This window comes from Micromonospora xinjiangensis (genome assembly GCF_056150165.1).
This window is the reverse complement of record NZ_JAXCFO010000001.1, coordinates 990,800-1,011,124: the sequence shown is the minus strand read 5'-3', so window position 1 is coordinate 1,011,124 and position 20,325 is coordinate 990,800. Positions and strand designations below refer to the sequence as shown.

Sequence of the window (20,325 nt, the reverse complement as noted above, 5' to 3'; positions counted from 1 at the left end):
GTGGCAGCGTAGTGCCCATGGCGGATTCCGGAGTCAACCCCACGGCAGCGGCCCTGCTCGGGCTGCTGCACGAGGGCCCGATGACAGGCGGCCAGCTGATGGCCGCCGCTGAGCGCCGTCTGGCGCCGTACTGGTCGATGACCCGCAGCCAGGTCTACCGCGAGTTGCCGGTGCTGGCCGAGCGGGGTCTGGTGCGGCTGGGCAAGCCCGGGCCGCGGTTGAGCCAGCCGTACGCGATCACCGCGGCCGGAAAACGGACGTTCTCCAAGTGGCTGGCGGAGAACCCGGGGCGGGACACCATCCGCAACCCGATCGCGCTGCGGATGGCCTTCGGCGACCTGCACTCGCCCAGCCAGCTCAAGAACCTCTACGCCCAGGCCAACGAATACCACAGCGAGGCCCTGGCGCAGGTCCGGGAGCAGGTCAAGAACGCCAAGAAGGAGGGCGAGACGTACGACGCGAGCGCCCTGGAATTCGCCGTCGCCTACCACAAGGCGGCGCTGTCCTGGCTGAAGACCGCCCCCGTCGGGTGAACCCGTGGGGTGTGCACCGCGCGGCGGGCGACCGAATGGCGCGCCACCCGAGGCCCGCGGGGCTCCTCCGCCCCCCGCGCACCGGCTTTTTGCCCGCGACGGCGGGGCTCGGGGGCTGACTCGCCGCCCCTCGCAGTACGCTTGTCAGTCGTGACCGCTGCCGACTACGCCGAACAGCTCAAGGAACTCGACGCCACCCTGCGCAACATCGAGGCCGTGCTCGACCTTGACCGGCTGCGCGAGGACAAGGCCCGACTGGAGCAGGAGGCCTCCGCGCCGGATCTCTGGGACGACCAGGCCAAGGCGCAGGAGGTGACCTCGCGGCTGTCGTACGTCAACGGCGAGATCAGCAAGCTCGCGAGCCTCCGCTCCCGGCTCGACGACGCCCAGGTGCTGCTGGAGCTGGCCGAGGCGGAGTCCGACCCCAGCGTGCTCGGCGAGGTCGAGAGTGAGATCACCGGGCTGACCAAGGCCATCCAGGAGATGGAGGTCCGCACCCTGCTCTCCGGCGAGTACGACTCCCGGGAGGCGCTGGTCGCCATCCGGGCCGGCGCCGGTGGGGTGGACGCGGCGGACTTCGCCGAGATGCTCCTGCGGATGTACCTGCGCTGGGCGGAGCGGCACGGCTACCCGACCGAGGTCTACGAGACCTCGTACGCCGAGGAGGCGGGCCTCAAGTCGGCGACGTTCACGGTCAAGGTGCCCTACGCCTACGGCACGCTCAGCGTCGAGTCGGGCACCCACCGGCTGGTGCGGATCAGCCCGTTCGACAACCAGGGCCGCCGGCAGACCAGCTTCGCCGGCGTCGAGGTGCTGCCGGTCGTGGAACAGACCGACCACATCGACATCCCCGAGAACGAGATGCGGATCGACGTCTACCGCTCCTCGGGTCCCGGTGGGCAGAGCGTCAACACCACCGACTCGGCCGTGCGGATCACGCACATCCCCACCGGCATCGTGGTGACCTGCCAGAACGAGAAGTCCCAGCTGCAGAACAAGGCATCCGCCCTGCGGGTGCTCCAGGCGCGACTGCTGGAGCGCAAGCGCCAGGAGGAGCAGGCCAAGCTCCAGGGGTTGAAGACCGAGGCGGCCGGCTCGTGGGGCGACCAGATGCGCTCGTACGTCCTGCACCCGTATCAGATGGTGAAGGATCTCCGAACCGAGCAGGAGACCGGCAATCCGAGCGCGGTCTTCGACGGCGACCTGGACGACTTCATCGAGGCCGGAATCCGTTGGCGTAAGCAGCGGGAGCTTGCCGGCGACAATGCGTGACGGCCCGTGGGCGCAGCGCGTCATCGATCTCCACAGAACCGGGTAAATCGATGACGCGCGCCGGGTCGGTGGGGCGTGGGGCTTGGCTCTTCCGTTACACCGCGTAGACTCACCACCCGTGATTCAGCTTGAGCAAGTGACGAAGACGTACCCGAAGGCGTCCCGGCCTTCGCTCGACAACGTGTCCGTCTCGATCGAGAAGGGCGAGTTCGTCTTCTTCATCGGTCCATCTGGCTCCGGCAAGTCCACCATCATCAAGCTGTTGCTGCACGAGGTCACGCCCAACAAGGGTCGGGTCATCGTGAACAGCAAGGACGTCACGTCGATGCGGTCGTGGAAGCGGCCGCACTTCCGGCGCTCCATCGGCTGCGTGTTCCAGGACTTCCGGCTGCTGCCGAACCGGACGGCGTACGAGAACGTGGCGTTCGCCCTCGAGGTGATCGGCAAGACCAAGGCGGTCGCCCGCCGGGTCGTGCCCGAGGTGCTCGAGCTGGTGGGCCTCGGCGGCAAGGAGCACCGCTACCCGCACGAGCTCTCCGGCGGTGAGCAGCAGCGCGTCGCGGTGGCCCGGGCGTTCGTGAACCGCCCGCTGATCCTGCTCGCCGACGAGCCGACCGGAAACCTGGACCCGGACACCTCGATCGAGATCATGCGCCTGCTGGACCGGATCAACCGCACCGGCACGACCGTCGTGATGGTCACGCACGACTCCAACATCGTGAACCAGATGCGTCGTCGGGTCATCGAGATCGAGAGCGGCCGCATCGTGCGTGACCAGGCCCGCGGCGTCTACGGGTGAGCCCACGCTCCCACCCCGCCGTACGACCTGACGACGAACACCTCATGCCGGAGACCCGGAGGAATTCCCGATGCGGATGAAGTACGTCCTGTCCGAGGTACTGGTCGGACTGTGGCGCAACGTGACCATGACCATCGCGATGATCATCACGATGGCGGTCTCCCTGACCATGCTCGGCGCCAGCGGTCTCATGTACCGCCAGGTCGACGACATGAAGGACCTCTACTACAAGAACATCGAGGTCTCGATCTTCCTGACCCAGGATGTGACGGACCCGCAGGTCGAGGAGCTGCGGGCCAAGCTGGAGAGCGACCCGCTGGTCAAGGACAGCATCTTCGTCAACCAGGACGAGGCCTACAAGCGCTTCCAGGAGATGTACCAGGACGCGCCGGACCTGGTGAACGCGGTGAAGCCGGACCAGCTGCCGAAGTCCTTCCGGCTCAAGCTCGTCAACCCGGAGCAGTACAAGAACATCTACGACCAGTACAAGGACACGGCGGGCGTCGACGAGATCGTCGACCAGAGCCGGTTGCTCGACAAGATCTTCGACATCCTCACGGCGATCCAGAACATCGCCCTGGCCGCCGCGATCGTGATGGCCATCGCGGCCCTGCTGCTCGTCGCGAACACCATCCAGGTGGCCGCGTACAGCAAGCGGCGTGAGGTCGCGGTCATGAAGCTGGTCGGTGCGTCCAACTGGTTCATCCAGGCGCCGTTCGTCCTGGAGGCGGTGGTCGCCGGCCTGATCGGCGCCCTGCTCGGTCTGGTGGCGCTCATCCTCGCCAAGTACCTGCTCTTCGACGGGTCACTGGAGGCGTTGCAGGGCCTGCTCTCGCCGGTCAGCTGGGGCGACATCCTGTTCGTCTTCCCGTTCATGGCGGTCATCGGTGGTCTGGTCAGCGCCGTCACCGCGTGGGTGACGCTCCGCTTCTACCTGCGGGTCTAGCCTCCGCCCGGGTCGTCCGCATCGTCGCAAGGGCCCTCCCGCCGCCGGAATAAACGGCGCGGGAGGGCCCTTGTGATTCCGGTAGCATGATCTCCGCCGTCCGGCCGGGTCGTCCCGGTCGTCGGCGTACCGGAAGGGAGGTGGCGCCGATGCCACGGGAAAAGGGACGCAAGGTGGTCGCCTCCAACCGCAAGGCGCGGCACGACTACGCCATCCTCGACACGTACGAGGCGGGCATGGCGTTGACCGGCACCGAGGTCAAGTCGCTGCGCGCCGGGCGGGCCTCGCTCGTGGACGCGTTCGCGCAGGAGCGCAACGGCGAGCTCTACCTGCACGGCATGCACATCCCGGAGTACACGCAGGGCACGTGGACCAACCACGAGCCGCGGCGCACCCGGAAGCTGCTGCTCAAGCGCCTGGAGATCGACCGGCTCGTCGGCAAGACCCGGGAGGCCGGCCTCACCCTGGTGCCGTTGCAGGTCTACTTCTCCGACGGCTGGGCGAAGGTGGAGATCGGCCTGGCGAAGGGTAAGAAGTCGTACGACAAGCGGCAGGACCTCGCCAAGCGCGACGCGGACCGGGAGATCGCCCGGGTCAGCGGTCGTCGCCGCAAGGGGATGGATGACTGATTTGTCTGCTTTGCGCGGGTCGACGCTCCGGGCCGGGGCTCGGGATGAAACCCGTTGCGGTAGGCGTTAGGCTAGACGGTGCTGCCGACAGGGCAGCCTGTCGAGGGGGTGACTGGTTTCGACTTCGTACGTTGCGGCAGGGGAAGCGAGCCGAGGAAGCCGACGTCGTCTCGTGAATCGTTCGTCGGAAAACAATAAGCGCCAAGCAGAATCGCGCTGACTTCGCTCTCGCCGCCTGAGGCGAGTAGCAAGTCTGTCGGCCTGGGAGTGCCTTCGACCCAGTTAGCCGGCATCAGCTAGGAGGCTGGCCAATCGGACCCGGTCGCGGGGTCCGTGCGGCGAGATCAATCAGCGACTGGGCCCGTCACACCGACTCGCTCGCGTGATCGGAGGGGCCGAGTAGAGGCACAGCGAGCTGCGCTCGGAGAAGCCCTGACAAGGCGGCGAAGGACCCGGGTTCGATTCCCGGCACCTCCACCACCTGACCTGTGCGCCCCGGTCCACGCGGACCGGGGCGCACAGTCGTCTCGAGGCCCGTCCGGCAGGCGTCCTCGCCGGGCCATCCTGCTCGGAACCGGGGGCCCGGGTGGCCCGTCCAACCTCGCATGCGCCGATCAGTTCTCCTCCTGGGCCTGCCGCTGCTGCTCACCGCCGGCTGCGCGCCGGCCGACGCCCCGCACACCACCCTCCCCACCGGCGGCCTCGTGCGCGACCAGCCGGGCGAGGACTTCGCCCAGCGGGCCACCGAGGTGGCGGAGGCCTGGCGGCCGGGCCCGGCCTGGACGAGCGGGTACGTGCCGCTGCAGGGGCCGACCCTGCTGACCGGGGACCCCGGGTTCACCGCTGCCACCGAGACGGCCTTCCTGGCCGGTTGGTACCGGGAACAGATCGCGATGCCCGCGGCCCGGCCCGCCGACGGCGAGATCCGGTTCCCGGACGGCGCCCTGACCGTGCCCCTGATCAGCGCCGCCGACGCCTACCGTGAGCTGGACCAGGGTGACCCGCCGCCGTGCCCGGGCCGGCCGAAGGCGCCGCCCCGGACCAAGGGCGGGCCCACCATCGAGCCGGGGCCGGACGGCTGGGTCGCCAGCGCCCCGGAGGCCGCCTGCGTCCCGCTCACGGTCACCGCCGTCCGGCTCGGCACGGCGCCCGTCCGCACCAGCCGCGGCGAGGCGCGGGTGCCCGCGTGGCTGTTCACGGTCGAGGAGCTGACCAGCCCGGTGGCCCGGCTGGCGGTCGCCCCGGACGCGGTCACCGCCGCCCCGGAGCCGGCCGCGCCGACCCGGCCGGCCCCCGCCGGGGTGGTCGGCGCCCAGGACCTCGAGACGGTGGACGGCAACCGGATCACCTACCGGCTGGGCGTCGGCGCCTGCGACACCGGGATCACCCCGCTCGTACGGGAGCACGACGACGTGGTGGTCCTCGGCGGCGCCGTCACCCGCGCCACCGGGGTCTGCACCGACCAGCTCGTGCTCGCGCCCGTCACCGCCACGCTGAAGGCGCCGCTGGGCGCGCGGGCCGTCCTGGACGTCCTCACCGGAGCCCCGCTGCGGTTCGGCTCCACAGGGGTCAGATGATCCGCGGCAGGTCGGTGGTGATCGGCGCCGGCAGCACGGTGGGGCCGTCGCGGCGGAGCCCCTTCGCGAACTCCTCGCCGAGTTGCTCGGGTGTCTCCACGACCGCGGTGGCGCAGCCGTACCCGGAGGCGACCGCCGTGATGTCCAGACCGGGCAGGTCCAGCCCGGGCACGCCGGGGGTCTCCTTGAGCTCGGCGAACGCCTTGAGGATCGCGTACTGCTGGTTGACCGGCACCACGACGACGAGCGGCAGCCGCAGCCGCGCGGCGGTCCAGAGGGCCTGCACCGAGTAGTGGAACGAGCCGTCACCCACCACCGCGATCACCGGTCGCTCGCGGCCGGTGTCCCGTTCGGCGAGCGCCACCCCGACGGCCGCCGGCAGGCCGTACCCCAGGCCGCCGCTCGCCATCGTGAAGTACGACGCCGGCCGGGTGATCCGCAGCTGCCGGCGCAGCGCCGGCAGGTTGGACGGGCTCTCCTGGACCAGCACCCCGTCCTGCGGCCACTGTGCGGCCAGCGCGGCGAAGAGCGCGTCCGCGGTGAGCGGCCGGGTGATCTCGGGCGGCGTCGGGGTGGGGCGGGGCTCCGGTGGCGGCCGGTCCGCCGTCGGCAGCAGGTCGACCAGCGCGGCGAGGGCCAGCCCCGGGTCGGCGAGCAGGGTGTCGCCGACCGGCGCCCGCGCGGCCTCGTCCGGGTCGTCGGTGACGTGCAGCAGCCGGGCCCCGTCGGGCAGGTAGGAGCCCGGGACGTAGGGGTAGTAGCGGAAGACCGGGGCGCCCACCACGAGCACCGTGTCGTGCCCGTGCAGCGCCTCGGCGAGCGGGCCGATGGCGAACGGCAGCACCCCCCGGTAGTGCGGGTGGTCCTCGGGGAAGCCGGCGCGCTCCGGCGCCGGGGCCGACCAGGCCGGGGCGGCGAGCCGCTCGGCGAGCGCGGCGGCCAGGGGCCAGCCGTCGGCCCGGTCCACCGCCGCGCCGAACACCAGCGCGGGCGAGCGGCTCGCGGCGAGCACGGCGGCGAAGTGACCGAGCTGCTCGGGGTCGGGCGCGTACCGGGTGGCCACCGAGCGCAGCGGCGGCGGCGGGTCGGCGGGCTGCGCCCAGTCGTCCAGTGGCAGGGAGAGGAACACCGGGCCGGCGGGCGGCTGCACGGCGGTCGCGTACGCCCGCAGCAGCGCCGCCGGGATGTCCTGCGCGCGGACCGGCTCGTAGGCCCACTTCACGTACGGCTGGGTGAGTTCCGCCGCGCGGCGGCTCGTGAGCCGGGGTTCGAGCAGCAGCATCTCGCGGGTCTGCTGGCCCGCCGTGACGATCAGCGGGGTCTTGTTGTGCCAGGCCGTGACGAGGTTGCCCATGCCGTTGCCGGTGCCGGGGGCGGTGTGCAGGTTGACGTGCGCCGGGCGGCCGGTGGCCTGGGCGTACCCGTCGGCCATCCCGACCGCCGACGCCTCGTGCAGCGCGAGCACGTAGTGGAAGTCGGCGGGGAACTCCTGGAGGAACGGCTCCTCCGTGGAGCCGGGATTGCCGAAGACGGTGGTCATGCCGAGGCCGCGCAGCAGGTCGTACGTGGTGTCCCGGACGGTTGCCATCGCCACCTGCCTTCGTGTCGCGGCGTCTGCTGCGGCTCGCCGGTGATGGCTGGCTGCCCCCGACGATCCCGAATCTATCGGGACCAGACGGGCAGGTCGGGCGTTTCCCCGTCGCTGTGTGCGGGGTCTCCGGGGCGCTACCGGCCGTGTGGACCTGCTCAGGGCAGCGCGAAGGGCAGCCGGATGCCGTCCAGCGCGTGCCCGCAGGCGCAGTCCCGCTCGACCGGCAGGGCGGCGAGCGCGTCCAGCAGCACCCCGCGTAGCCGGTCCGTGTTCTCCCCGAAGACCCGGAACACCTCCGCCTGGGTCACCGTCTCGCCGGCCGTCAGGCCGGCGTCCAGGTCCGTGACGAGCGCGATGCTGGCGTAGCAGAGGGCCAGTTCGCGGGCGAGCACCGCCTCCGGGTGGCCGGTCATGTTGACCACCGTCGCGCCGATCGAGGCGTACCACCGGGACTCCGCCCGGGTGGAGAAGCGCGGCCCTTCGACGACCACCACCGTGCCGCCGTCGACCGCCGTCACGCCCCGATCCGCCGCGGCCGCCAGCAGGGTGCGGCGACCGTTCGGGCAGTACGGGTCGGCGAAGGGGACGTGGACGGCGCCGGCGTCGTAGTACGTCTGCGTCCGCCCGCTGGTCCGGTCGATCAGCTGGTCGGGCACGACGAAGGTGCCCGGGCCGAGGTCGGGGCGCAGCCCGCCGACCGCGCACGGGGCCAGCACCTGGCGCACCCCGAGGGACCGCAGCGCCCAGAGGTTCGCCCGGTACGGGATCAGGTGCGGCGGATGCCGGTGATCCCGGCCGTGCCGGGGCAGGAACGCCACCCGCCGGCCGCCCACCTCGGCGATGGTGACGGCGTCCGACGGCGGCCCGTAGGGGGTCTCCACCTCGTGGGCGGTGGCCCCGTCCAGGAGCGCGTAGAGGCCGGAGCCGCCGATCACCGCGATCTCGGCCGTAGGAACCATCTGCCGCTCCCTCTCCCGCTCCGGATCAGCGCCGGTCAGACCTTAGCCAGCGCCCTGAACGCAGGCTATGGTGCCAGGCATGGCATTGACAGGGTGGGTGCCCGGCGACGACTCCCGTGCCGGGCAGCACGGGTGACGGGTGTGTGAGATGCACGGAGAGGGCCAGGCGATCGGCGGGCGGGCTATGGAGTCGATGACCGGGCGGCTGCTGGTCGCGACTCCGGCGCTGAAGGACCCGAACTTCGACCGTACGGTGGTGCTGCTGGTCGCGCACGAGCCGAACGGCGCGCTCGGCGTGGTGCTCAACCGGGCCACCGAGGTGCCGGTGGCCGACGTCCTCCGCGACTGGAGCGACCTGGCCCGTCACCCGGCCGTGCTCTTCGAGGGCGGGCCCGTGCAGCCGGACTCCGCGATCTGCCTCGCCCGGATGCGTCACCCCGTCAAGCGCCTCAAGGGCTTCCACCAGGTCTCCGGCGCGGTCGGCACGATCGACCTGTCGGTGGACCCGGAGCGGCTGCGGGAGAGCATCGGTGGCATCCGGGTCTTCGCCGGCTACTCGGGCTGGGGCGCGGGTCAGCTGGAGCAGGAGATCGAGGAGGGCTCCTGGTTCGTGCTCGACGCGCTGCCTGGTGACGCCTTCGTCGACCGGCCCGACGACCTGTGGCCCATGGTGCTGCGCCGCCAGGGCGGAATGATGGCCGCCGTGGCGCACTTCCCACCTGACGTGCTGATGAACTGAGCCCGGGACGGGGGCGGGCGGTCCGCCGGCCGAGGGGGACCCCCGCGAGATGACCCTCGCGGCCGGCATGTGTATAGTTTCGCCAGTGCCCGGGCGACCGGGGACGACAGCAAGGGGCCGTGGCGCAGCTGGTAGCGCACCACACTGGCAGTGTGGGGGTCAGGGGTTCGAGTCCCCTCGGCTCCACCCAAGCAAAACGCCCTGGTGAGGGACCGAATCCCCCACCAGGGCGTTTGTCATTTCTGATCTTCTAGGGCCGATGTGTGCCAGATCCGTGCCAGATCAGACGCTGATCTTGCCTCTCGCTTCCTCGATCAGCGCGTCCAGGGCGGCAGCGATGGCGTGATCGCGGTCACGGGTTGCGTGTTGGTAGATCATGGCGGCGCGGGTGCTGGAGTGCCCAATGCGCGCCATCAGTTCTTTGAGTGTCGCGCCGCTCTGTGCTGACCACGTGCTCCCGGTGTGGCGTAGGTCGTGGAGGTGCAGCCCGAGGCTTTCCGGGATACCTGCGGCGGCCAGGGCCTTGCGCCATACGCGGTTGAAGTTGCGGCGGCGCGGGATTCCGCCCTGAGCGCCAAGGAACAGCCGCCCGTTTGGGCCACCCTCGGCGAACTGTGCCAGGTGCCACTCAACATCGCCGCGTAGACCGGGCGGCAGACTGATCGGCCGCTTCCCCGCCTCGGATTTCGGGTCGTTGTCAATCTGCGTACCGTCCTCCATCTCGGCCGTCGCGCGGCGTACCCGCAGCTCCATCGCGCGTAGGTCGATGTCCCGGCGGCGCAGCGCCACCAACTCACCGAACCGCAGTTGCGCGAATGCGGCCAGGAGGACGAGTAGGCGGTAGCGCGGCTGGATGGCCTCGGCGATAGCGAACACCTGTTGCAGCGTGGCGGTAGGTCGTTCCTCGGCTTTGTCCTGGCCGGCACCCTTGATGCGGCAGGGATTCCGGCGGATCAGGTCGCATCAACGGCGGTAGCAAAGATCGCGTGGAGAATGCGATAGGTCTTTGCCGCGGTCGGTTTGCCGATCCCGTCGGCTAGCCGGTCCGCGCGCCATTTCCGAATGTGCGGCGCGGTGATGGCGTTTAGCGCCTGGTCGCCGAGCTGGGGCCGGACGTGGAGCCGAATGTGCCGGGCGTACTCTTCCCGCGTGCGTACCTTGAGGTCACCTTCACGTAGCCATCGATCGGCGTATTCGGTGAGAGTTATCTTTCCGGCATCGGGGTCGAGCCATTCCCCGCGCAGCATTTCCGCCTCGGTCTCAACTAGCCACTGCTCGGCGGCCCGCTTCGTGTCGAAGGTGTGCGGTGCCTTCCGGGGCAATCCGTCCGGGCCGGCGTAGCGGGCTTGCCACGCACCGGACGGCAACTTGCGCACGTTGCCGAATCGGCGCTTGCGACCCTTGGTGTTGCCCCCCACTAGGCAGCCCTCCGTCCCCGGCCGAGGTGACGCACCGGGGCAACCGTGCAGGTGGCACGCTGGTGGAACGGCTCATGGGGTCGGCTGACTCGCCGCGACGTTTGGCTGACTCGCGAGGTGCGGTGGCAGTCACGGCGCGGTCCGGCGACTCCGAGACAGGCAGGGTGCTCCGCTGGGAGTTCGGCGACGAGGAAGAGGCGCGCAAGATGGTTCAGCGGCTGATCCGGGCTGACGGTGGTCAGTGGCGCGAGCAGCCGAGTCAGCCAGAGCCCGCCGAGCTAGGCCGTGCCAGATCCGTGCCAGGTGGACGAGTCGGGGCCGGTGAGTAGCGGGGAACCAGAGGGAGTTTCGCGCCGCTCTGCCTGATCCGGGCCGCGCTGGTCATGCCGTGGCAGCGAGAGCCCCCTGGAACGGCCGCTTTGCTGAGCTGGGCTGGGCGAAGGGCTTCAACTCCTCAGGCTCTATGGTGAAGGACGTGGTGTGGAAAGCAGGATCGCCCAAGAGCGCGGTAGTGACCGAACCGTACAGGCAGCGCTGGTGACGAGCCTGCGCCGGTCACTGCCGGCCCTGGCGGCTGCGGTGGGGATTCTCCTCACCGCAGCCTGCGGGCTAAACAGCAGCAGCAGTTCCTCGGCCGGCGGGCAGCGGTCGTCGGCGGCCCCGCTCAGCACGAGCTCTGCGCTTACCGGGGTGCAGTCACCTCATGACTTCGCCCCAGGGGTCGAGGAGCAGATCGGCGAGGTGCTGATCGGGCCAGATCTTGATGTCGCCGATGTTCGGAGCGTGCCGCTGGAGTCGCCGTACGCCGACGACGTCCTGTCGCCTGTCTGCGGGAACCGTCCGGGCGACGGGGTCTACCTGAGCGCGTTCGGGCAGCGTCGTGAGTGGACCGGCCCGGATCTCGAGATCGAACAGTTCTCCGGCGCCTGGGGCGTGATCTCGGCGGCCGAGGCTGTCGCCCAAGTCCGCGGCAAGCTGGGCTGTGGCACGTACCGGGAACGCGAGGGACTGCACCGTTTCCTCGGCGAGCGGCACTTGCCCAAGTTGGCCGGGCTGGACGGCCAGCTCATGTTCTGCGAGGTGGTCGATGAGGACGGTCCGGAGCGGCCGACATATATCTGCACGGCGTTGCTGGCGCGGGATGGGGTCGCTACCCGGATCCAGGCCCGTGCCACCGGTGCCGACCAGGCCGAGCAGTTGGTTGGGGAGTTGAGCGTTCACGCAGCGCGCGCGCTTACGGCCGAGCCCTGACACCCGGTCCGGTTCTGGTAGAAGATCGCGTCCACGATCTCCCGCAGGTCATAGTCATTCTCACGACCCGATACCGAGACCGCGACCCGCTTGGCTTTCCATGCCTGCAGAAACGGTCCGATCAGCTCCCACTGCTCGTCGCTGACGTCACTGGGGTACGGCTTTCGATCACCCATGACCGGGCTAACGCCACAGCCGCCCGACGGTCACGACCAGAACTGACATTCAACCCATCGACCCACTGCTATCTATAGCGACCCCGCCGGAAGGCCATCCACCAGACGCAACGCATAGATCAGATCAAGCTACCGCGGACCGCCCTCTCAGGCTGAGTAGCTCATGACGCCAGCCCGGGGCCTGAGCCGGATGCTCAGGCCCTGGGCCGCGGACTCCCACGGCCAGCACTATCAACCAGGCAGCAAAAGCTCAGCCGATCACCGGTTTAGGGTGGTGCAGATGAGGGGCACCTACGATCCCGAACTGGCCCAACGCAGCGTCCACAAGTTGGCAGCCGTGTTGGATATCGAGTTGGCCGCCGACATTCGGGCCGCGTACACCGACCTTGTTGACCTGGCCGAGCAACGACGGCAGGCGGGCGGCTGGCCAAGTGAGCACTGGGATCGGGTGGCATACGCGGTCCTCCTGAAAGCCGAGATGCTCTGACGGGTGTACCTGACGATGCACCGCTGACCCTTCTGGAAAGGGCGGCTTCTGGACCTCGTGGCCAGTGGTGGCCGACTCGACCGGCAGCGGCCCAGGCGTTGGCCGCCGCTGTCGAGCGGCTTCGGATCGCCATCAAAGCGCGCCCGGCTATGGTGGCTGGCTGCCGGCGGCTCACTGCTGGGGAGTAACCGGAACTCCGCCCCGGACTGGACCCGCTCTCAATCCCAGGTATCCGCGCAGGTGCGTGTGTGGATCACCCCGTTCGACAGGGAGGGGCGCCCTTTGAGCCACCGACGGTAGCGCTTGGGTAAGCAGGAACAATCCGCCCAGGTGTGCATGTGGGAGGGTCAAATTCAGGCGGTCTGCACGAATGTTGTCGCGGCTGCAACGCTCTCGTCGACTGCATCGGGTAGCGCTACCTGGAGGGTGGGCGGACGGGATGGCACGAAGCCTCCCACGCCGATCGTGGTCACATTGGTGGTCACAGCCCAAGATTAAATAGTCATCATTGCGCGACATGTGGCGACAGGGGGTGTGATTTGACGTAGAGAATTTTCCCTGATCAAAGCACCTGTCGGCATCCGGCGGAACGGCGTGACAGAATCGTTACCATACTGGCAGTGTGGGGGTCAGGGGTTCGAGTCCCCTCGGCTCCACCCTTCGCGGTCGGGGCGTTCGTCGAAAACGACGGGCGCCCTTCGTCGTTCGGCGGGTCGGTCCGGCCCGCACCACCGGCGGGTCCGTGGGGTCAGCTCGCCTCCGTCGAGCAGCAGGAGCAGCCGGGTCGGCAGCCGCACGCGTCGCCCGCCTCGGTGGGGTGCCCGCCGCCCGGGGCGGCGGTGCGGGAGCCGGTCAGCGGGACGGTGCAGCAGGCGTCACCCCGCCACGCCTCGCGGCCCTCCTTGACCGCCACGGCGGCGATGACCAGCGCGGCGACCGGATCGGCCCAGGACCAGCCGAACAGGCTGTTCAGTCCCAGCCCGACGAGCAGGACGGCGGACAGGTACGTGCAGAGCAGGGTCTGCTTCGAGTCCGCGACCGCCGAACGGGAGCCGAGTTCGCGGCCGGCGCGGCGCTGCGCGTACGACAGCACCGGCATGATCGCCAGCGAGAGCGCGGCCAGCACCAGGCCCACGTTGGAGTGCGCGGCCTCGGCGCCACCGACCAGCGCCCGCGCCGACTCCACCGTGACGTAGGCGGCGAGGGCGAAGAACGAGACCGCGATGATCCGCAGCGCCACCTTCTCCCGAGCCTCCGGGTCGCGGCCGGCGAACTGCCAGGCCACCGCGGCGGCCGAGGACACCTCGATCACCGAGTCCAGCCCGAAACCGATCAGCGCGGTCGACGACGCGATCGTTCCGGCGGTGATCGCCACGACCGCCTCGACGACGTTGTACGCGATGGTCGCGGCGACCAGCAGTCGCACCCGGCGGGCGAGCACCTGACGGCGCGCTGGCGACGGGCCTGCCAGTGTCAGGTCGATGAGGGGCAGGTTCATCAGCAGCAGCCCCTCTCGTCCGCGTCGGGGCACGCGGCCGGGTCGACAGCCAGCACGAGACCGAGCAGGTCCGCCAGGGCGTGGGCCAGGCGCGGGTCGGCCAACTCGTATCGGGTGCGGCGGCCCTCCGGTGCGGCGACCACCAGCCCGCAGCCGCGCAGGCACGACAGGTGGTTCGACAGATTCTGCCGGGTGGTGCCCAGCAGCTCGGCCAGCTCGGCCGGGTAGCCCGGCCCGTCGCGCAGGGCGAGCAGCAGCCGCGCCCGGGTCGGATCCGACAGGGCGTGGCCGAAGCGTGCCAGCACCTGCCCGTACGTCGATGTCTGCACGCCCTGATGGTACATCGGGCGCTGTACTATTCAAGGGGATCGGTCAGTCGGGCGCGGCCGGAGCGCGGTCCCGTGGTCGTCGTGCAGCAGCCGGGAGAACTGGGTGAGGGCGAACGCGAAGGACAGGTCGAAGAAGAGTTCCTCCCACGTCACCGCCCTCCGGTCGGTGGCCGGAGTCGGGGTCTTCCCGATGGTCGTCACCGGAACCACCCCCGACGGCGCGATCTGAGGCGATGTTAACAGCGCATATCAGAGGATTGTCCGGTTTGGCCCGCCCGGGCGCCGCCGGGGCGCGGGTCCTCGCCGGGGTGCGCACAACCGGACCGAGGACGGCGAATGACGGGAACCGTGGCGGGGATGCGTGTGGTGAGCCGTGACCACGACGAAAGGCATCTCATCATGAGCAGCGCGACCTCGACCAATGGCGGCACCCCGACCGTGGTGCTCGTCCACGGGGCCTTCGCGGACAGCTCCAGTTGGAACGGCGTCGTCGAGCGCCTCCAGGCCGCCGGCGTGCCGGTGAAGGCCGTGAGCAACCCGCTGCGGGGCGTCGAGGAGGACGCGGCGTACGTGGCCAGCGCCCTGCAACAGACCGACGGCCCGGTGCTGGCCGTGGGGCACTCCTACGGTGGGGCGGTCATCACGAACGCCGCCGCCCGGGCCGAGAACGTGGTCGGACTGGGCTACGTGGCGGCATTCGCCCCGGACGAGGGCGAAAGCCTCATGGCGATCGAGGGCAACTCCCGCGACAGCGTGCTCACCGATTCGCTGGTGGAGGTGAAGTACCCGACCGCGCAGGGGATGGAGAGCGAGTTCCTCATCGACCCGGCGAAGTTCCGCGGCGCGTTCGCCGCCGACATCCCGGAGAAGGACGCCGCCGTCATGGCGGCCACGCAGCGGCCGGCGTCCGCGCTCGCCTTCGGCCAGCCGACCGGGACGCCCGCGTGGCGAGACCTGCCGTCCTGGGCCGTGGTCGCCACGGGTGACAAGGCCGCCGGCACGGACGTCCTGCGGACGATGGCCGAGCGCGCCGGAGCCGTCGTCACGGAGATCGACGCGTCCCACGTCGTGATGGTCAGTCAACCGCAGGCCGTCACTGACGTGATCATGCAGGCGGTCAACGGCGTCCGCGGCGCCTGACCCCCGGAAAAGCGGATGGCGCCGTCGCTGTCGCGACGGCGCCATCCGGGGTGGTTCAGCCCTGCCGGCCCTTCCAGCGCGGGTTGGCGCGGTTCACCACGACCGTCCGGCCACGGCGGCGTACGACCACCGAACCCGGCTTCTGCTTCAGCGAGCGCAGGGAGCTACGTACCTTCATCTCGACCCTCCTCGGGGTGGGGTCTCGTCGGTTCCGTGGATGAGAACGCCGAGGCCACCCCGGGGATTCCCGGCCGTGGCAGGGCCGGAGGACCTCAGCCCAGCAGGCGCTCGATCTCGGCGAGCTCCTCGGCGGTGAGGTCGAGGTTGTCCAGGGCCGCGACGTTCGTCTCCAGCTGCGGCACGCTGCTCGCCCCGATGATCAGGCTGGTCATCCGCGGGTCCCGCAGCGCCCAGGCGAGCGCGAGCTGGGCGAGCGACTGGCCGCGCCGCTCGGCGACCCCGCCGAGCCCGCGGATCGTCGCCATCCGCTCCTCGCTGAGATCGCTCTCGTTGAGGAAGACGCTCGTGCGCACCCGGGAGTCGGCCGGGATGCCACCGAGGTAGCGGTCGGTGAGCAGGCCCTGCGCCAGCGGGCTGTACGCGATGCAGCCCGCGCCGACCTCCTCCAGCGTGTCGAGCAGGCCGTCGTCCTCGGTCCAGCGGTTCAGCATCGAGTACGACGGCTGGTTGATCAGCAGCGGCGTGCCCAGGTCACGCAGGATGGCCGCCGCGCGGGCGGTCTGCTCCGAGTTGTAGTTGGAGATGCCGACGTAGAGCGCCTTGCCGGAGCGGACGATGGCGTCGAGCGCGCCCATCGTCTCCTCCAGCGGCGTGTCCGGGTCGAACCGGTGCGAGTAGAAGATGTCGACGTAGTCCAGGCCCATCCGGCGCAGCGACTGGTCGAGCGAGGAGATCAGGTACTTGCGCGACCCCCACTCGCCGTACGGGCCGGGCCACATCAGGTAGCCGGCCTTGCTGGAGATGACCAGCTCGTCCCGGTAGGGCTTCAGGTCGGTCGCGAGCATCCGGCCGAAGTTCTCCTCGGCGGCGCCGGGCGGAGGCCCGTAGTTGTTGGCCAGGTCGAAGTGGGTGATCCCCAGGTCGAACGCGCGGCGGACGATGTCGCGCTGCCGCTCGTAGGGGCGGTCCGGGCCGAAGTTGTGCCACAGGCCGAGGGAGACGGCGGGCAGCCGCAGGCCACTGCGGCCGCTGCGCCGGTAGGTCATGGAGTCGTAGCGGTCGTCCGCGGCGAGGTAGGTCACGATCATGAAGCCTACGCCCGCCCGGGGCCGCGTCACCCGGCCGCGCACCCGGGAGTTGACCACCACGGCGGCATCCGAACGGGGGGGCCAGATGGACGACATCACCGCGATGATCATGGACGACCATGCCGCGTTCCGGCGGGGTTTCGCCCGGCTCGACGACGCCCGGGACGAGCAGGAGCTGCTCGCGATCTGGGAGGCGCTCGCCCTGCACCTGGACATCCACGCCGAGGCCGAGGAGGCGATCCTCTACCCGCACCTGGTGCGCCACGGTGATGACGGCGAGGCCGAGACCAGCGACGCGGTCGGCGACCACAACAAGATCCGCGACGCGATCGCCGAGTCCAAGGTGCACCCGGTCGGCAGCGACCAGTGGTGGGCGGCGGTCTGGCGGGCCCGCCGGGAGAACAGCGAGCACCTCGCCGAGGAGGAGGACGACGCGCTGCCCGACTTCCGCCGGCACGCGAGCGCCGAGCTGCGGGCCGAGCTGGGGCACCGGTGGCTGACCTTCTACGGCGAGCACAAGAACGGCCGCAACCTCACGTTCCACGACAAGGACCCGGAGCGGTACGTGCGCGAGCACCGCTGAGATCTCCCCGGCACGGGGGAGTCGCCGCCCGCCGCGTCGACGCGAGAATGGGGCGATGAGCCCGCGCGCCGCCCTGGCACCGCTGCTGGCCGCCAGCACCTGGCGGCGTGGTGTCTTCCTGCTGCTCGGCGGCGTGCTCGTGCTGCCGTACGTGCTGCTCGTGGTGGCGTTCCGGCAGGTCCTCACCGGGCCGGCGGTGCCCCGGCCGCTCGGGCTCGGCCTGCTCGTGGTCGCCGTTCTGATCGCCGGGGTGCCACTGCTGCTGGAGGGCAGCCGGGCGTTGGAGATCGCGGCGGCCCGGGCCCTGCTCGGGGTGGACCTCCCGGATCCGGCCCCCGCGCACCGGGCCGACCGGGAGACCCGGCTGCGCGCCGCCCTCTGGATCGCGACCCACCTGGTGGTCGGTGGGCTGCTCGTCCTCGCGCTGCTCATGACGGTGCCGATGGCGCTGGCGTTCATCGCCCAGCAGTTCGGCATCGGCGTGGAGCTGCTCCGGGAGGAGCGGTTCGGCCCGCTCGACGGGCGGGACACCGGATGGCTCACCCTCACGGGGGTGGTGCTGCTCGTCGGCCTCGGCTACGCCGTCGCCGGGCTCGGCACGCTGGCCACGACCATGGCGCCGGTGCTGCTCGGGCCGGCGCAGGCCGAACGGATCGCCGCGCTGGAGGCCCGCGCGGCCCGGCTGGCCGAACGCAACCGGCTGGCACGGGAACTGCACGACTCCGTCGGCCACGCGCTCACCGTGGCGACCCTGCAGGCCGGGGCGGCCCGCGCGGTGCTGGACAGCGACCCGGAGTTCGTCCGCCGGGCGCTGGCCGCCATCGAGGAGGCCGGCCGGAACGCCATGGACGACCTCGACCACGTGCTCGGGGTGCTCCGGGAGCCCGAGCACCGCCGGCCCGCGCCGGTGCCGCAGCGTACGCTCGCCGACCTGGACCGGCTGGTGGCGGACACCCGCGCGGCGGGCCTGGCCGTGGACGAGCGCCGGACCGGCGACCTGGCGGCCGTGCCGGCCGTGGTCTCTCGGGAGGGGTACCGGATCGTGCAGGAGGGGTTGACCAACGCGGCGCGCTACGGCCGCGGCCCGGTCGAGCTGCGGCTCGACGTCGGGCCGGACGCGCTTGAGCTGGAGCTGGTCAACGAGCTGCTGCCCGCGCCGCGCCGCCCGGGGCACGCCGGTGGCGGCCGTGGCCTGGACGGCATGCGGGAACGGGTGCTGCTACTCGGCGGGCAGCTCGCCGCCGGACCGGCGGGCGGCCGGTGGCGGATCGGCGTGCGACTGCCGTACCGGGAGGCGCGATGACCATCGGAGTGCTGATCGTCGACGACGACGAGCTGATCCGGGTCGGGTTGCGAACCATCATCGACGCCCAGCCGGACCTGCGGGTGCTCGCCGAGGCCGCGGACGGCGCCGAGGTGCTGCCGCTGGTCGCCCGGCACCGGCCCACCGTGGTGCTGATGGACGTCCGCATGCCGGGTATCGACGGGATCCAGGCCACCCGGCACCTGCTGGCCGCCTCCGCCGAGCCGCCCCGGGTGCTGGTCGTCACCACCTTCGCCAACGACGAGTACGTCTACGACGCGCTGCGCGCCGGTGCCAGCGGGTTCCTGCTGAAACGGGCCCGGCCGGCCGAGGTGGTGGAGGCGGTGCGGGTGGTCGCGGCCGGCGAGTCCCTGCTGTTCCCGGCAGCGATCCGACGGCTTGTCGGTGCGTACGGCCGTGCGGGCGGTGACCGGCTGCGCGCCGCCCGGCTGACCGAACGGGAGGCCGAGGTGCTGCGGCTGATGGCCGGCGGACTGTCCAACCCGGAGATCGCCGCGCACCTGGTGGTGGGGGTGGAGACGGTGAAGACGCACGTCGGCAACGTGCTGGCGAAGCTGGCGGTGCGGGACCGGACCCAGGCGGTGATCGTCGCGTACGAGTCCGGGTTCGTCACCCCGGCGGGCTGACAGATCCCCCGGCCGGGGGAGCGGGTTCACCGACGTCCGGGAGGGTTTTCGGGACGCGCCGGCCGACGCTGAGGACATGACGATCACCGATGCGCCACCTCGCCCGGCCATTCGTTGGCCCGACCGACTCGCCCCCCTCGCGGCCGGCTGGCTCGGCCTCTGGGGCGTCCTCGCCCTGCTCGCCACGATCACCGGCGCCGGCTACCCGTTCGGCGCGAACGACCCGAACGGCGACGTGAACCTGCTCCGGCTGGTCCCCGTCCCGGTCGGCCCGCCCCTGTTCGCCGTCCTGCTGCTCACCGCCGCGGTCGCCGTGCTGGCCATGAGCCGCCCCGCCGCCCGTCCACCCCGCCCGCTGCGAATACTGCTCGCCGGCTACGGCTGGGCGGTCGCGGCCTTCCTGGCCCTGGTCGTACCGGACGCCCGGGTGCTGGTCGTGCTCGGCTACGCCCCGATGCTGATCATCGGTGCGCCGTTCGGCTGGCACCAGGACGACTACTCCGACGTCTTCACCTGGTCGCTCTTCGCCCGCTTCGCCGCCGTGGTCGGTGGCCTACTGCTCGCCGGTGCGGTGCTGGCCTGGCAGCGGCGTACCGCCGGGGCGTGCGTGGCCTGCGGTCGCGGCGACGGCGAGCGGGGCTGGACCACCCCGGCCACCGCCGCGCGGTGGGGCCGGTGGGCCGCCGGGATCGCCGCCGCCATCCCGCTGACGTACGCGGTGACCCGCTTCGCCTGGGCGGCCGGGGTCCCGCTCGGCATCTCCCGTGAATTCCTCACCGAGATGCAGGAGAACGGCGCGGTCTGGGCGGGATTCGGGCTGGGCGCGTTCGCCACCGTCGGTGCGGTCCTCACCCTCGGTCTGGTCCAGCGCTGGGGCGAACGGTTCCCCCGTTGGATGGTCGGCCTGGCCGGTCGCCGGGTGCCCGTCCGGCTCGCCGTGATCCCGGCCACCCTGGTCGCGGTGGCGGTCACCGCGGCCACGCTCGGGCTGGTGGGGCAGTCGAAGTTCTGGGAGCTGGGCGGTGCGCAGTTCAGCTCGGCCACCGCGCCGATGCTGCTCTGGCCGGCCTGGGGGCCGGCGCTGGGCCTGGCGACCTACGCGTACCACCTGCGTCGCCGGGGCACCTGCCGGCGGTGCGGGCGCGGCTGAGGGTGGGAGCGGGGGTACCCGTCAACGCGC

Annotated in this window: 23 protein-coding genes, 2 tRNA genes, 1 other RNA gene and 1 pseudogene; 17 read left to right on the top strand and 10 right to left on the bottom strand. The window is 71.1% G+C overall.

The window, feature by feature from the left end:
* The first annotated feature begins 17 nt into the window (after positions 1-17).
* The 7 genes from SM573_RS04860 (at position 18) to SM573_RS04830 (ending at position 5,756) form a co-directional block, all read left to right on the top strand.
* Positions 18-533, top strand: coding sequence for a PadR family transcriptional regulator (locus tag SM573_RS04860; protein ID WP_474611859.1), 516 nt, complete (start codon positions 18-20; stop codon positions 531-533).
* 150 nt (positions 534-683) lie between these two features.
* On the top strand, positions 684-1,805 hold the full coding sequence (prfB, locus tag SM573_RS04855) for a peptide chain release factor 2 (protein WP_474611860.1): 1,122 nt from the start codon (positions 684-686) through the stop codon (positions 1,803-1,805).
* 118 nt (positions 1,806-1,923) lie between these two features.
* Positions 1,924-2,604 (top strand): cell division ATP-binding protein FtsE, encoded by a 681-nt coding sequence (gene ftsE / locus SM573_RS04850; protein ID WP_109904753.1) that lies wholly within the window; start codon positions 1,924-1,926, stop codon positions 2,602-2,604.
* Positions 2,605-2,674: 70 nt separating this feature from the next.
* Complete coding sequence (gene ftsX / locus SM573_RS04845; protein WP_474611861.1) at positions 2,675-3,550, top strand: permease-like cell division protein FtsX; 876 nt, start codon at positions 2,675-2,677, stop codon at positions 3,548-3,550.
* Between the two features lie 149 nt (positions 3,551-3,699).
* Positions 3,700-4,179, top strand: a complete 480-nt coding sequence (smpB, locus tag SM573_RS04840) for an SsrA-binding protein SmpB (RefSeq protein ID WP_474611862.1) — start codon at positions 3,700-3,702, stop codon at positions 4,177-4,179.
* 104 nt (positions 4,180-4,283) lie between these two features.
* Positions 4,284-4,659: a transfer-messenger RNA gene (gene ssrA / locus SM573_RS04835) on the top strand.
* A gap of 125 nt (positions 4,660-4,784) precedes the next feature.
* Positions 4,785-5,756: a hypothetical protein gene (locus tag SM573_RS04830; RefSeq protein WP_474615564.1), complete on the top strand. Its 972-nt coding sequence runs from the start codon at positions 4,785-4,787 to the stop codon at positions 5,754-5,756.
* On the opposite strand, the gene mdlC is transcribed toward SM573_RS04830, so the two are convergent.
* The gene (mdlC, locus tag SM573_RS04825; RefSeq protein WP_474611864.1) at positions 5,749-7,344 is read right to left on the bottom strand and encodes a benzoylformate decarboxylase; all 1,596 of its coding nucleotides are present in this window, start codon (positions 7,342-7,344) and stop codon (positions 5,749-5,751) included. The two genes, SM573_RS04830 and mdlC, sit on opposite strands and share 8 nt — an antisense overlap.
* A 158-nt stretch (positions 7,345-7,502) precedes the next feature.
* A complete protein-coding gene (locus tag SM573_RS04820) occupies positions 7,503-8,306 on the bottom strand; it encodes an S-methyl-5'-thioadenosine phosphorylase (protein ID WP_474611865.1) in 804 nt (267 codons plus the stop codon).
* A 148-nt stretch (positions 8,307-8,454) separates the two neighbouring features.
* Here SM573_RS04820 and SM573_RS04815 point away from each other — a divergent pair, with 148 nt between their 5' ends.
* A complete protein-coding gene (locus SM573_RS04815) occupies positions 8,455-9,045 on the top strand; it encodes a YqgE/AlgH family protein (protein WP_474611866.1) in 591 nt (196 codons plus the stop codon).
* Between the two features lie 113 nt (positions 9,046-9,158).
* Positions 9,159-9,231, top strand: a tRNA-Ala gene (locus tag SM573_RS04810).
* Between the two features lie 96 nt (positions 9,232-9,327).
* Here the strand turns inward: SM573_RS04810 and SM573_RS04805 are convergent.
* Together SM573_RS04805 and SM573_RS04800 are read right to left on the bottom strand one after the other, a co-directional pair.
* A complete protein-coding gene (locus SM573_RS04805; protein WP_474615563.1) occupies positions 9,328-9,921 on the bottom strand; it encodes a tyrosine-type recombinase/integrase in 594 nt (197 codons plus the stop codon).
* 77 nt (positions 9,922-9,998) lie between these two features.
* Complete coding sequence (locus SM573_RS04800) at positions 9,999-10,463, bottom strand: tyrosine-type recombinase/integrase (protein WP_474615562.1); 465 nt, start codon at positions 10,461-10,463, stop codon at positions 9,999-10,001.
* Between the two features lie 480 nt (positions 10,464-10,943).
* Here SM573_RS04800 and SM573_RS04795 point away from each other — a divergent pair, with 480 nt between their 5' ends.
* Complete coding sequence (locus SM573_RS04795; RefSeq protein ID WP_474615561.1) at positions 10,944-11,714, top strand: hypothetical protein; 771 nt, start codon at positions 10,944-10,946, stop codon at positions 11,712-11,714.
* On the opposite strand, the pseudogene SM573_RS04790 reads toward SM573_RS04795, so the two are convergent.
* Positions 11,711-11,890, bottom strand: a pseudogene (locus SM573_RS04790) (transposase); the annotation flags it as partial. The gene SM573_RS04795 and the pseudogene SM573_RS04790 sit on opposite strands and share 4 nt — an antisense overlap.
* Positions 11,891-12,170: 280 nt before the next feature.
* On the opposite strand from SM573_RS04790, the gene SM573_RS04785 reads away from it, so the two are divergent.
* Positions 12,171-12,377 carry a hypothetical protein gene (locus SM573_RS04785; RefSeq protein ID WP_474611870.1) on the top strand — a complete coding sequence of 69 codons (207 nt, stop codon included), beginning with the start codon at positions 12,171-12,173 and terminating at the stop codon, positions 12,375-12,377.
* A 583-nt stretch (positions 12,378-12,960) separates the two neighbouring features.
* A tRNA-Ala gene (locus SM573_RS04780) sits at positions 12,961-13,033 on the top strand.
* 92 nt (positions 13,034-13,125) lie between these two features.
* Here the strand turns inward: SM573_RS04780 and SM573_RS04775 are convergent.
* Genes SM573_RS04775 through SM573_RS04765 form a run of 3 tightly spaced genes read right to left on the bottom strand, consistent with a single transcriptional unit; the run spans position 13,126 to position 14,405 of the window.
* Positions 13,126-13,875, bottom strand: coding sequence for a cation efflux transmembrane domain-containing protein (locus SM573_RS04775; RefSeq protein WP_474615560.1), 750 nt, complete (start codon positions 13,873-13,875; stop codon positions 13,126-13,128).
* Complete coding sequence (locus SM573_RS04770; RefSeq protein ID WP_474615559.1) at positions 13,875-14,219, bottom strand: ArsR/SmtB family transcription factor; 345 nt, start codon at positions 14,217-14,219, stop codon at positions 13,875-13,877. Before SM573_RS04770 ends, SM573_RS04775 begins: the two co-directional genes overlap by 1 nt.
* Before the next feature lie 15 nt (positions 14,220-14,234).
* Positions 14,235-14,405, bottom strand: a complete 171-nt coding sequence (locus tag SM573_RS04765; protein WP_474615558.1) for a hypothetical protein — start codon at positions 14,403-14,405, stop codon at positions 14,235-14,237.
* 198 nt (positions 14,406-14,603) lie between these two features.
* Here SM573_RS04765 and SM573_RS04760 point away from each other — a divergent pair, with 198 nt between their 5' ends.
* Positions 14,604-15,344 carry an alpha/beta fold hydrolase gene (locus tag SM573_RS04760; RefSeq protein WP_474611874.1) on the top strand — a complete coding sequence of 247 codons (741 nt, stop codon included), beginning with the start codon at positions 14,604-14,606 and terminating at the stop codon, positions 15,342-15,344.
* A gap of 55 nt (positions 15,345-15,399) precedes the next feature.
* On the opposite strand, the gene SM573_RS04755 is transcribed toward SM573_RS04760, so the two are convergent.
* Both SM573_RS04755 and mgrA read right to left on the bottom strand, forming a co-directional pair.
* Positions 15,400-15,522: a 50S ribosomal protein L36 gene (locus SM573_RS04755; protein WP_474611875.1), complete on the bottom strand. Its 123-nt coding sequence runs from the start codon at positions 15,520-15,522 to the stop codon at positions 15,400-15,402.
* A 94-nt stretch (positions 15,523-15,616) separates the two neighbouring features.
* On the bottom strand, positions 15,617-16,612 hold the full coding sequence (gene mgrA / locus SM573_RS04750; RefSeq protein ID WP_474611876.1) for an L-glyceraldehyde 3-phosphate reductase: 996 nt from the start codon (positions 16,610-16,612) through the stop codon (positions 15,617-15,619).
* Between the two features lie 85 nt (positions 16,613-16,697).
* Here mgrA and SM573_RS04745 point away from each other — a divergent pair, with 85 nt between their 5' ends.
* The 4 genes from SM573_RS04745 (at position 16,698) to SM573_RS04730 (ending at position 20,295) form a co-directional block, all read left to right on the top strand.
* Entirely contained in the window at positions 16,698-17,195 is a 498-nt protein-coding gene (locus SM573_RS04745; protein WP_474615557.1) for a hemerythrin domain-containing protein, read from the top strand.
* A gap of 55 nt (positions 17,196-17,250) precedes the next feature.
* On the top strand, positions 17,251-18,498 hold the full coding sequence (locus tag SM573_RS04740) for a sensor histidine kinase (RefSeq protein ID WP_474615556.1): 1,248 nt from the start codon (positions 17,251-17,253) through the stop codon (positions 18,496-18,498).
* Positions 18,495-19,145: a response regulator transcription factor gene (locus tag SM573_RS04735; RefSeq protein ID WP_474611879.1), complete on the top strand. Its 651-nt coding sequence runs from the start codon at positions 18,495-18,497 to the stop codon at positions 19,143-19,145. Before SM573_RS04740 ends, SM573_RS04735 begins: the two co-directional genes overlap by 4 nt.
* Positions 19,146-19,221: 76 nt before the next feature.
* Positions 19,222-20,295 (top strand): hypothetical protein, encoded by a 1,074-nt coding sequence (locus SM573_RS04730; protein WP_474615555.1) that lies wholly within the window; start codon positions 19,222-19,224, stop codon positions 20,293-20,295.
* Positions 20,296-20,325: the final 30 nt, after the last annotated feature.

Excerpts from the sequence above, each read along its gene's own strand:
- mgrA (WP_474611876.1), bottom strand. The coding sequence starts at position 16,612 with ATGATCGTGACCTACCTCGCCGCGGACGACCGCTACGACTCCATGACC.
- SM573_RS04760 (WP_474611874.1), top strand. The coding sequence starts at position 14,604 with ATGAGCAGCGCGACCTCGACCAATGGCGGCACCCCGACCGTGGTGCTC.
- SM573_RS04820 (WP_474611865.1), bottom strand. The coding sequence starts at position 8,306 with ATGGTTCCTACGGCCGAGATCGCGGTGATCGGCGGCTCCGGCCTCTAC.
- SM573_RS04745 (WP_474615557.1), top strand. The coding sequence starts at position 16,698 with ATGGACGACATCACCGCGATGATCATGGACGACCATGCCGCGTTCCGG.
- SM573_RS04860 (WP_474611859.1), top strand. The coding sequence starts at position 18 with ATGGCGGATTCCGGAGTCAACCCCACGGCAGCGGCCCTGCTCGGGCTG.
- SM573_RS04730 (WP_474615555.1), top strand. The coding sequence starts at position 19,222 with ATGACGATCACCGATGCGCCACCTCGCCCGGCCATTCGTTGGCCCGAC.
- SM573_RS04770 (WP_474615559.1), bottom strand. The coding sequence starts at position 14,219 with ATGTACCATCAGGGCGTGCAGACATCGACGTACGGGCAGGTGCTGGCA.
- ftsX (WP_474611861.1), top strand. The coding sequence starts at position 2,675 with ATGCGGATGAAGTACGTCCTGTCCGAGGTACTGGTCGGACTGTGGCGC.
- smpB (WP_474611862.1), top strand. The coding sequence starts at position 3,700 with ATGCCACGGGAAAAGGGACGCAAGGTGGTCGCCTCCAACCGCAAGGCG.
- SM573_RS04735 (WP_474611879.1), top strand. The coding sequence starts at position 18,495 with ATGACCATCGGAGTGCTGATCGTCGACGACGACGAGCTGATCCGGGTC.
- SM573_RS04740 (WP_474615556.1), top strand. The coding sequence starts at position 17,251 with ATGAGCCCGCGCGCCGCCCTGGCACCGCTGCTGGCCGCCAGCACCTGG.
- SM573_RS04815 (WP_474611866.1), top strand. The coding sequence starts at position 8,455 with ATGCACGGAGAGGGCCAGGCGATCGGCGGGCGGGCTATGGAGTCGATG.
- SM573_RS04755 (WP_474611875.1), bottom strand. The coding sequence starts at position 15,522 with ATGAAGGTACGTAGCTCCCTGCGCTCGCTGAAGCAGAAGCCGGGTTCG.
- SM573_RS04830 (WP_474615564.1), top strand. The coding sequence starts at position 4,785 with ATGCGCCGATCAGTTCTCCTCCTGGGCCTGCCGCTGCTGCTCACCGCC.
- SM573_RS04775 (WP_474615560.1), bottom strand. The coding sequence starts at position 13,875 with ATGAACCTGCCCCTCATCGACCTGACACTGGCAGGCCCGTCGCCAGCG.
- mdlC (WP_474611864.1), bottom strand. The coding sequence starts at position 7,344 with ATGGCAACCGTCCGGGACACCACGTACGACCTGCTGCGCGGCCTCGGC.
- SM573_RS04785 (WP_474611870.1), top strand. The coding sequence starts at position 12,171 with ATGAGGGGCACCTACGATCCCGAACTGGCCCAACGCAGCGTCCACAAG.